The organism is Shewanella sp. 10N.286.52.B9 (assembly GCF_002873635.1).
Classification (GTDB): Bacteria; Pseudomonadota; Gammaproteobacteria; order Enterobacterales; family Shewanellaceae; genus Shewanella.
In genome coordinates, this window is record NZ_MCTY01000170.1 from 105224 (window position 1) to 115972 (window position 10749).

General features: G+C 42.7%; 9 protein-coding genes. All 9 read right to left on the bottom strand.

Translation table 11 applies throughout. The annotated features are described in order from the left end of the window. Position 1 precedes the first annotated feature (1 nt). Complete coding sequence (locus BCU91_RS11255) at positions 2–1756, bottom strand: GspE/PulE family protein (protein ID WP_102520449.1); 1755 nt, start codon at positions 1754–1756, stop codon at positions 2–4. After that, positions 1753–3048: a tetratricopeptide repeat protein gene (locus BCU91_RS11260; protein WP_102531495.1), complete on the bottom strand. Its 1296-nt coding sequence runs from the start codon at positions 3046–3048 to the stop codon at positions 1753–1755. Before BCU91_RS11260 ends, BCU91_RS11255 begins: the two co-directional genes overlap by 4 nt. Beyond that, entirely contained in the window at positions 3045–3977 is a 933-nt protein-coding gene (locus tag BCU91_RS11265) for an AAA family ATPase (RefSeq protein WP_102440009.1), read from the bottom strand. The genes BCU91_RS11260 and BCU91_RS11265 overlap by 4 nt, the downstream gene beginning before the upstream one ends. A gap of 23 nt (positions 3978–4000) precedes the next feature. Then, positions 4001–5677: a pilus (MSHA type) biogenesis protein MshL gene (gene mshL / locus BCU91_RS11270; protein ID WP_102440010.1), complete on the bottom strand. Its 1677-nt coding sequence runs from the start codon at positions 5675–5677 to the stop codon at positions 4001–4003. A 13-nt stretch (positions 5678–5690) separates the two neighbouring features. Further along, positions 5691–6002, bottom strand: coding sequence for an MSHA biogenesis protein MshK (locus tag BCU91_RS11275; protein ID WP_102440049.1), 312 nt, complete (start codon positions 6000–6002; stop codon positions 5691–5693). Positions 6003–6006: 4 nt separating this feature from the next. Continuing rightward, entirely contained in the window at positions 6007–6657 is a 651-nt protein-coding gene (locus BCU91_RS11280; protein ID WP_102440011.1) for an MSHA biogenesis protein MshJ, read from the bottom strand. After that, positions 6654–7256 (bottom strand): fimbrial assembly protein, encoded by a 603-nt coding sequence (locus BCU91_RS11285; RefSeq protein ID WP_102475449.1) that lies wholly within the window; start codon positions 7254–7256, stop codon positions 6654–6656. Before BCU91_RS11285 ends, BCU91_RS11280 begins: the two co-directional genes overlap by 4 nt. Next, a complete protein-coding gene (locus BCU91_RS11290; protein ID WP_102531496.1) occupies positions 7253–8182 on the bottom strand; it encodes an MSHA biogenesis protein MshI in 930 nt (309 codons plus the stop codon). The genes BCU91_RS11285 and BCU91_RS11290 overlap by 4 nt, the downstream gene beginning before the upstream one ends. A gap of 454 nt (positions 8183–8636) precedes the next feature. Continuing rightward, entirely contained in the window at positions 8637–10559 is a 1923-nt protein-coding gene (gene csrD, locus BCU91_RS11295; RefSeq protein WP_102440014.1) for an RNase E specificity factor CsrD, read from the bottom strand. Positions 10560–10749: the final 190 nt, after the last annotated feature.

Below are 10749 nucleotides of genomic sequence, written 5' to 3' on the forward strand. Positions count from 1 at the left end.
ATTAGACCCCTGAAGCAATATTATGCAGAGCGGGGGGCTCCATTCGCAGCTCACTGACATCTTCAACCAGTTTGGCTACCTCTTCTATGGTTGTCATGCCATTAAATAGATATTCAAATGCTGAGTCTGCCAGCGGCACAAAACTTGGGCTTTGCTTAGCGGCATGGGCAAAGTCTTGCGGGTTACCGGTGCGCATCGCATCCACCATGGCATCATCAAGCTCAAGAATTTCAAAAATACCTATACGACCACGGTAGCCGGAGCCATTACAGCTTTGACAACCTGTACCTACTTTAAAGTTGGCTTGGCTAGGATCTTTTTTGCTTACGGCGTTAATCCAAGCTAATTCGCCTGCTGTAGCTTGGTAATCAGTCACACAGTTCGCACATACGCGGCGCACTAACCGCTGGGCAATAATCACCCTTAGCGCACTGGCAACTAGGTAACTGGCTGCGCCCATATCGAGTAAACGTAGCGCACTGGTAATAGCATCATTGGTATGCAAGGTCGATAACACAAAGTGACCGGTTAATGCGCCTCGAAGGCCAATTTCGACGGTTTCTTGATCACGCATCTCACCCACCATGATGATATCGGGATCTTGACGTAAGGTGGTACGTAGTACATTGGAAAAATCTAAGCCTATCTTATGATTTACCTGTACTTGGTTAATCCGCGGCAATTGGTATTCCACCGGATCTTCAACGGTAATGATCTTAGTATCAGCTTTGTTCAACTCACTTAAAATGCCATACAAGGTGGTGGTTTTACCGCTACCAGTTGGCCCTGTAACTAACAGCATGCCGTGAGGTCGCTTAATCTGTTTACGAATGCGCTGCAGAATATGGTCCGGCATACCGGTTTCATTCAACGTCAGTAAGCCTGCTGATTGATCCAATAAACGCATTACCACCGACTCACCATGATAAATCGGCATGGTAGACATACGTATATCAATTTTGTGGCCTTTTACCTCTATATTAAAACGGCCATCTTGTGGCATACGCTTTTCAGAGATATCAAGTCCAGCCATTAGCTTTAAACGCAGTACTAATGCTGAGGCAATATTGACTTCATCTAAGGTGTTTTCATGTAACTGACCATCGATACGCTGACGAATACGCAGTACTTTTTCACCGGGTTCAATATGAATATCCGAGGCACGCATTTGCACAGCATCTTCAAAAATCGACTGTAATAATTTAACCACTGTGGTTTCATTATCACTGTCACTGTTGGTGATACTGGCCAAGTCGAACATGTCATCTGCGGCATATTCTTCTTCTAATTCACCCGCGATTTTTGCAATTTCATCGGTGCGTCGATAGAGGTTATCGAAGGCATCCAGTAACTGTCGCTCTGGCGTCACCGCAATGGTCAATTTTTTCGGTGCTACAAACACTTCAAGGTGATCGATTGCTTGTAAATCAGCAGGATCGCTCATCGCCAAGGTCACGCTGTCAGCGGTGGCTTCAACGACTAAGGCGCGATACCGGCGCGCCTGTACTTCAGGGATCAAACTGACCACTTCAGCAGGAATAGAAAGACGACTGATATCTAAATAAGGCAGATTAAGCTGCTGGGATAAAAACTTCAGTAATTGATCTTCAGTAATACAGTTAAGATCAATTAAGGTACGACCGAGTTTTTTACCGGAATTACGCTGCTCCGCTAAAGCCTGCATTAACTGATCGTTTGAAATAATGTGTTCTTGAACTAGTAGATCGCCCAAACGCATTTTCAATTTAGGTTTCATTGGCTACCTCCTAGTTGAATTAAACGCTGCTCTATATAAGTCATAGCACCCGTTGATAAACCTCTATATGACATTGCCTTTCGATAAGCATCTGCCGCCTGAGGGTATTGTTGTTGTGAATCTAACGCATAAGCTAAGCCCATCCACCAGCGCGCTTGCGAGGGTTCAATGGAAAGTAATGAGCGATAAGCCGCTTCTGCCAGTGCAAATTGACCTTCTTGTTGTGCAATATCACTTTGTAACATCCACTTGTCTCTGGCCCATTCGCTGTTATCGTCTATCTCACTCAAGGTATTGAGCGCTTTATTGGGACTAAACGCGGCGATTTGCACTTTTGCCTTTAAGATGGCTAATTCAACCTCTTCAGGAAAAAGGCTCACCCCTTGGGCTAAAATTTGCTCGGCTCTGCCTAAGTTATTGACTGAGTAATACAGCGCGGCGAGTTGCTTTCTTGCTTGATGCATAGAAGGCTGCAGTACTAAAGCTTCATAATAATTTTTAATCGCTTGATCAATTTTTTGCTGCTGCTCAGCCACTTCTGCTGCGTCGAATTTTTTCTTCGCTAATTGTTCATTAGTTAAGGTCACTTCTTTAACCGCCATGTGACCTTTTTGATTTACATTGGCCACGGTTGCACTGCTGCTTGAACGGCGATGTTGGGCAAAATGCACTTTTACATCCGCCGTTTTATCAGCCACTTTGACGGCTTCAGGCTCAACCAGCGTTTGGTGTTGTGTTACTGCCTTAGCTTCTGCGCTGAGGCTTGCTGGCTCACTAACGACTATGTCTTGTTGCTCAGCTAACGCTACATTTACTAGCTCTACATTTGCTAGCTTTGATTGCTGGTTAGCATCAGTTTCATTTAGCTTACTTTTATTTAGATCACTTTCTTTTAGCTCAGCGCCTGCAAGCTGATCCGAGGCTTTAATCTCAGCCTCAGTAATATTATTCTCAGTCTCTTGCTGCGCTATGGTTACCTTCGCACTGGCATTGCTAGTATCAGCCTTAGACTGAAGATTATGCTCAGCCAAAGGCTGCAGGTTTTGTAATTGCTTACCTTGTTGATAAAGCATGAAGCCTAATATCAACATGGTAATTATCATCACCAGCGCGATGAATAAGCCTCGGTTCGCCCCCATTGCTGAGCCAGATGTTGATTCTGGTTGCAACTGACTGTGGAATTGCACTTTGGGAGTAACAAAAGCCTTAGTCGTATTGGCAGCGCCATTTTCATCTACTGCGGTTTGCTGGCGCTTATCTAAATCTTTTAAAACTTTATTTATTACGCTCATATTGACTCACTTAAAACAGCTAACCAGTCAACATCGACAATATATAAACATGTCAGTGATGCGCTAATAATTAATATAAAAAATACCCAAGCATTTATGGTATTGCTGGGTGATAGATGTGTGGCATCTTCAGTATCGGCAATGGCTGCGCGGCAATGTGATGTGCTTATTTGCGCTCGCCCTTCTGCATAACACAGCAACATGGCTTTATTAGCAATTACATTAACTAACCGTGGTATGCCTCTTGCCGCTTGGGCGATTAATTTAATGTCTTTATCACTAAACAAACCTTTGCCTTGGTAGCCTGCAACACTTAAGCGATAATTAAGGTACGCTTTAATTTCATCCCATACTAATGGCCTAAGGCTATAACTAAAGGTGATCCGCTGTTTTAGCTGCCGTATTGCTGGGTCTTGTAAGCGCTTATCTAGTTCTGGCTGACCAAACAACACCACTTGAATTAACTTGGCGCTTTCAGTTTCTAAATTGGTAAATAGCCGCAGCGTTTCTAAACTGTTATTAGGTAAGGCTTGAGCTTCATCGAGCACCAGAATCACTTTAAAGCCTTGGCTGTTGAGCTCAAGTAAACGGCTTTGAATTAAGCTGGTAAGTTGCTGCTGATTGAGGTTTTCAGTTAATAAAACCCCGAGCTCCGCCGCTAACGCCCAACGAAGCTCGTCAGGGGTTAAATAAGGGTTCGGTACATATGCGCAGTGATAATTAGTCGGTAAATCGTTCATCAGCTTACGACAAATCAGCGTTTTACCTGTCCCTACCTCACCAGTTACTTTAATAAAGCCTTCACCATTAGCGATGGCAGTTTGCAGCACTTGTAACGCCTCCACATGGGGCGTCAAACCAAAGAAAAACTGTGTATTTGGCGTAAGCGTAAACGGTAACTGACTCAGGCCAAAGTGCTGCTGATACATAATGTTTGCTCGTGCTTACATCGCTATTCTTGCTCTGGGTACCAACGATCTAACAGGTCTTTTGAACGTTTTAGCTCATTGGTCCAGGTGTCTGCGCCAACAACCGTAGGCTTAAGCATAATGATAAGCTCGGTTTTTTTGGTTGATTTACTGCGGTTGGTAAATGCTTCCCCTAAGAAAGGAATATCACCCAGTAGCGGCACTCTAGAGACAATTTCAATATTCTCGCTCTTCATTAGGCCACCGATCACCACCACATCACCTGATGACGCTTTTATCACAGTGTCAGATTCACGGATTTCACTTTGCGCTAATGGCAGCTCTAATGATGAGCCACTCACTTTAATTTCTTTGATTTGCTCAGACACATCAATCACTGATGGATGAACATGCAACAAGACATTGCCTTCACCATCAATTTGCGGGGTCACATCTAAGGCTATCCCCGAAAAGAATGGCGTGAGTTCAACTTGCGGCGTGGTCACTGGCGTTGTTCCTGCAACCGTGGTTGATGATACGTCAGTAACAAAGTACTCATCATTACCCACTTTGATCACTGCTTTTTGGTTGTTAGATGCGGTCACCCGAGGGCTTGAAAGTACATCTACATCCCCTTGGGTATCCAGCAGGCTTATCATGGTGCTAAAGTCGGTACCGGTTAAGCTGACAGAGGTCACCCCACCTATCACATTAGTAATTTGATCGCTTAAGCCATTACCCGGTGAAGTGCCAAAACTAATGTCTGTGCTACCTGCATGGCCTAATACGTTATCCCATTGAATACCTTGCTGATAACCATCAGATAAGGTCACTTCTAAAATCTTGGCTTCCAGAATAACCTGACGCTGTAAGTGGGTTTCTGCAATATTTAAAAAGGTGCTGACTTGGCGTAGCTCGTTTGGAAAAGCCCTCACAGTTACTAAGCCAGCTTGAGGGGTAATCACCACTTGGCGTCCACCACCGGTATCGCCAATAATTGATACTAAGGTTTTTTCTAGCTCACCCCAAAAATTTGACTTGGTGGTCGAGCGAATAAAGGTGCCGTTGGTATTATCGTTACCATCGTTATTGCTATTATTACTGCTGTTATTTGAGCTATTGCTATTACTGTTATTTGAACTATTGCTGTTTGAATTAGAGTTTGAGTTGTCATTACTATCTGAGATACGGCCAGAACTGACAGAGGTTAGTGATAAGCCTTCACGTTCCATATAAATATAATTTAACGGATAGGTTTCAGTGCGCATGCCCGCTGGGAAGATCCGTAAAATACGGCCATCTTGGCTAACTTCATAACCATAAATGTCCTCAATCACTTTAATCACTTCAGAAAGCGTCACGCCATTGAGCGATACAGAAATAGAGCCCGTCACATCAGGGTGCACCGCCACACTTAAAGGGGTGCCTTGGACTAAACTTGGGAAAAACACTTTTGCATCAACATCGTTAGCAGACACATCAAAGCGGCGCTCAGTCGGTAAAGATGCACTGGTTCTGCCAAGGGAACTTGAACCATTTAATTCACGCTGCACATCTTCAGGCATTTGCGCTGGCGGCGGGACAATATTTTGCGCCGCTTGTGCTTGCTCAAGAGATTGACTCAGCTCACTTTTAGACGTGGTTGGATCGGGTCTGTCTGTGGTTTGACAGCCCAACAAGCACAGGGATAGCAGAGGGGTTATATACTTAATTACATTCATTATTATTGATTTCCTATCGCTCTGTTATCGATTGAAATAGCGTTAATTTTCTGCCATCAGCTAAATTAACGTATTGCTTTCCAATATATTCAATTCGTACCCCTTCGACGCGATCACCAACAAAAAATATTTTGTTGTTAATCACCGCATGGGGTTTATTACTATGCATTATGCTATTAAGTACTAATGAGCCCGGACGATTAACTTGAGTCGATGACACTGCGTAGCCTTTGCCTGGTAGTGTCGGATCTCTCAATGCTTTTGCAAAACTTAAGCTACTGAATAGCAGAAAGCTTAGGCTGATAGCACAGGTGATTATGAGTATCTGCTTATTGTGCAACACTAATAAACTCCTTATTAATACTTAAGGTATAAAGCTCTATTTCTACTGTGGCATTGGGGTGTTGCTCAACATGGTAATCGAGACGCTTCCAATATAATTTGTCTGGCATCGCTTCAATGGACTGAATAAATTTTAAAATAGCAAAATAGCGCCCTTCTAGGGTCAAGCGAATACCATGGCTATATAAGTTCATTTTGTCTTCTTCGCCCACCTCAATAAGTGGCTGCGGGGCGATAGAGGAAAATGACACTAACTTCACATCGTTAATATTACCCAGCAAAGTGGTTAATACTGTCGGCATATAATTGGCTGGCACCATGGAGATCATCTGGCTTTCTAAATTGGCATCCATCTGCTGATTTTGCTGCTCAATCATGGTCAATCTATTGCGATAATCGCTATTAGGATCCATGGCTAATCGCTGCTGATAAAGCGCAATTTGTTGCTCTGAAATATCATTTTCAGATTCAATTTGCGTGACTTGATGTGACAGCTTTAATCTTTCTTTCCAGATAGTTTCAACCGGAATATAAAGCAGCATTGCGACAACAATTATGCTGGCAAGGGCAATCAATACTCTTTCGCGCTGACTAAGCTCATTAAACTGAGTGGCGAGTTTTTGCCATGTTTGCTTCATTGCTTCGCCCCCTGTTCAGCAGTGCTCGCCAACTTAAACGCCAAAGGCTGGTTTTCGCCTCTATCCATTGTCATGGTGGCAAAGGCATAACCTTTAAGGGTTTCAGTGGTTTTTAATCGCTCAACCCATAGCGGAATGCTCTGGGGGTGAGAGCCAAAACCTTCAAATTCAAAATATTGCTGATTAATCACGATACGGTTTAGCCACACAGAACTATCAGATACAGAGGCAAGATCGGTGAGCAGGCCTGCGTAGCCATGACTTATCATGTTATCTCGTTGTTTTATTTCATCTGATAATAATTGCTTTAACTCTAGACGTTGCTGCTCAAGCTCGACTTTAGCAACTAAATCCGCATCCGGTTGACGGGTGGATAATTGCAGCTCTAACGCCGCTTTTTGGTTGTCTAATTGCAACTTTTGCTTTGATAATGCGCCGTGCTGACTGGCAAGAGTCGACTCCAACCAAAAACCAACACCCCAGGCGATAAGGCTGAGCACAACTACGGCGGCAACCGCCAGCATCATGCGCTCAAAAGATAGCCTTAACTTGGCGGGCAATAAGTCTACGCTAAACAGGTTAACCGTGGTTTTGATCACTTAACACCTCCAGCGAGTTGCGCATATGCCATGGCGGCAAAATGACCATTTACTGAGTCGTGTGAGATCACACTGACCGTTTGATTAAAGTTTTGTGCAACCAAAGGCACCAAGGCTTGGGATTCACCACTGATAAGTAAATTAATCGAATGAACTGGCGCTTGGCGTAATTGGCTCTCGAAGTAATCCATTGAGCGTTGGATTTCTAAACTCAAATTATCGGCTAATCCATATTGTAAGTCTTGGGCACTGGCGCTATCTATTTGACTGAAACCGCGCACTCGGCGCTGCATTAATAGCTCGCCTTGCTTAACCACGGTTAATAGCAACTCTTGCCCTGATACATGACTAACAATCATGTGGGCTGACTCATCGTCAAATAAGTGGGTCATGGCAAGTTCTTCAATGCTGATGCCGCTAATGACAAAACCATGATGCTCACAAGCTTGTGCCAATTGTGACAGCTGCGCTTTATTGGCTACCACCACATTAATTTTTCCGGATGTATTTAATGAAGACTCAAAGTAATCTAATTGAATGTTGCCAACAGGCTCTGAAACTAAATCTTTAACCGACCACAATAGCGCCTGAGTTAACTCTTGTGCTTGTACATTGGGTTTGTCGGCAGTGACTAACTGATAAAAGGCTTCGCTCAAAACAATTTGAAGCTTAGCTGCACCAAATTCTTGCTGTAGCATTTCAAAGGCTTTTGAGTAATTATCGCCATTAAAAGCGATTTGATGAATAACACTGTTTTTAGCCGAGTTTGCAAAGGATTTTGTTTTTGAATCAGTTTGTTGTTCAGCATTGCTGACAATATTAGTCTGAAAAACTGAAATCGTATCCGCGCCAAGGTATAAGCCTAACTCTGTAGTAGGCTGAGGCTTGCACCAAAAAGCTAATGTGTTCAAAAAACCATTTTTCATTCAAAACCCTGTGCTTCAATGACTCGCAAATGTAATGACATAGAAAAGCAACTCTACGCAGCCAAAATCAAACCAATTATACAACATCAAAATAGCGCACTTACCGAGATGTCATAACGACTATAGCCAACTAAGACTAAAAAAGTGTCAAAAAAATAACGCGTGTCATTTTAACCTTTAGTCCCTTAATTTTATAGGGGAATATTTGGCTAATTTTCCATTATACATAAGATAGGTTGTTAAACGAAGATACACAAGTTTCACACTTGTTCATCAAACATGCTATCACTGTTAAATGTGCTAAAATCTGCTGAGTAAATGGCCAAAATCTATCATTGCTCCCAGAACGGCTACCGATAACGACCCACTATGAGTCGTTACTGATACAGTAAGATACAATTATTGTACCAATTTATAGCAAAACGCTTTTAAGCTAGCCCAAACAAGGTCAATACTAATGGTTAAAAAAGTCACCTTGGGCGGCACTAACACCGAGAATTTTTAAAGTTTGCCACTCTTCAAAACTGCTGACACCTTCAGCAAATACCTGCACTTCAGCGCGATATAAGCCACCAATTAAGCTACGAATAAACAATTGGTTTTCTGACTTTAAATGGATTTGGTGAATAATAGAGCGATGCAATTTTACTAAGTCAAAATGACACTCTTGAATATAGTGAGTGCCCACAACTTGCAAGCCCACATGGTCAACACACAACCTGGCTCCTATTTTGCGAAGCATTTCGAGCGTGGCTACCAAGTCTTGTTGATGTTTGACCACAATATTTTCAGCCACTTCAAAAGTAAGCCTTGATGCTAAAGGGCGATGCTCAAGTAATGTGGTTTGTAGCCAGCGCGTAAAAGCGCGACTGGTTAGCGAATCGAGGCTTAAATTAACACTAAAATGCTGTTGGTTATTAGCCATTAGCTCAAACAATACAGTTTCAATTAATTGCCGCTCAATTTGCGGCATCAAGCCACATTTGTTGGCCATAGGTATAAATAACGTCGCCCTAACCTCATTACCTTGATTATCAATAGCCCGGCTAAAGACTTCCTGATGACAAGTTGCGCCATCGCTATCAATCACTTTTTTAGTAACAGTCACAAAGCGGCGGTTAACTAAGGTGCTTTCTAAGAAACTGCGCCAACGCACCGATCCTTTGGCGATCTCTTTATCCACAGCGCCTTTGTCATACATAAACCAGTTATTATTTCGTTGCAATTGCGCTGCTTTCAAGGCCATTTCAACTTCTTCAACGATCTGCTGCTGCTGATCGCCAGCCTTATAAAAGGCCGCCCCCAAATGAATATAGTTATCTTGAGAGTCAGACTGATTTTGTAATTGGCTAATGCCAATTTTAAGCAGTTTGCCGGCTAAACTGTCCGCTTCAGCAAGGGAAAGTTGCGGCGCTACCACGACAAATTGATTAAAACTGTAGCGAGCAAAAATGGACTCTTCAAATCTCACCAGCAACCTTTGTACAGCTTGCACTAAGTCATTAAGCTGCTCATTCACTTCTTCAACACCATGTTGTTGCTGCAATAAATCTAAGTCGTCAAAGTTCATCAGCACCACTACTCCATGAGCAATCATGGTTTCTTGGTGCGTTAACGCCTCCAAACGGTTTTCAAAAAATATGCGGTTACCAATGCGGGTGCTGGGATCCAAAAAGGTATTCGAGCGAATAAACTGATCAAAACGGCCACGCTCTTTTTGGGCATCTTGCAGTTGCACAAGTAACTTTGTCATGGCACGGTTAATCAGTCGTGGTCTGGCCTTAGCCGCATATTGCAATGCTTGTTGATGCTCTCCATCCAAAATCAAATGACTACGCTGAGCAATATGTTCAATGCCGTCTAACTCTTCAGTAAACCAGCGCAATCCAAAACGGACAAACAGTCCAATGGCGCTTAAAGCAATAAACAAGCTGATATATTCATACCACCCCAATTGTTGTACTAGATAAGGCTGAGGCAAATTTAGCTCCATCGCTAAATTAGACGACTTATCAAGCGTATGCTTATATAGAGTGGGATATTGATCTGCCGTAGGGGAGTAATACTCAAATAAAATATCATCACCACGGGTCAACTTAAATGAATTGGCGTTAAAAGCCATCAGCATAGGCGGTAGCCATGCATGTAAATCCCACTGATACTTGGGTTGGCTCTTGGATTGGTTTGCGGATTGGCTCTTAGATTGATAGTGTTCAACTAACATCAACCCTAACTTATCGACTTTTTGCTGCTGAAATTTATAGGTCAGTTGCGTGAAACTGACCATAGCACCCACCAAAAAAATAAAGCCCACAGCCGTGAGCGATAACAGCCAAAAACTGATCAGCTTTTTGGTTAGCATTTTCGTTAATTTCATTTATCAGCATCCTGCTTAAACACAGCACTCAAGGGGAATTAGTTATTGTTATTTTATTGCGAGTACATTTTTATTATTAGAGAAATAGTTTAGAAAAATAATATTAAAATCACATGTTCAGTTTATGCTAAACGCGTTTACTTTATACTAATAGTCTCGCCTTATATTGAACGCGTCATACTATCACTTG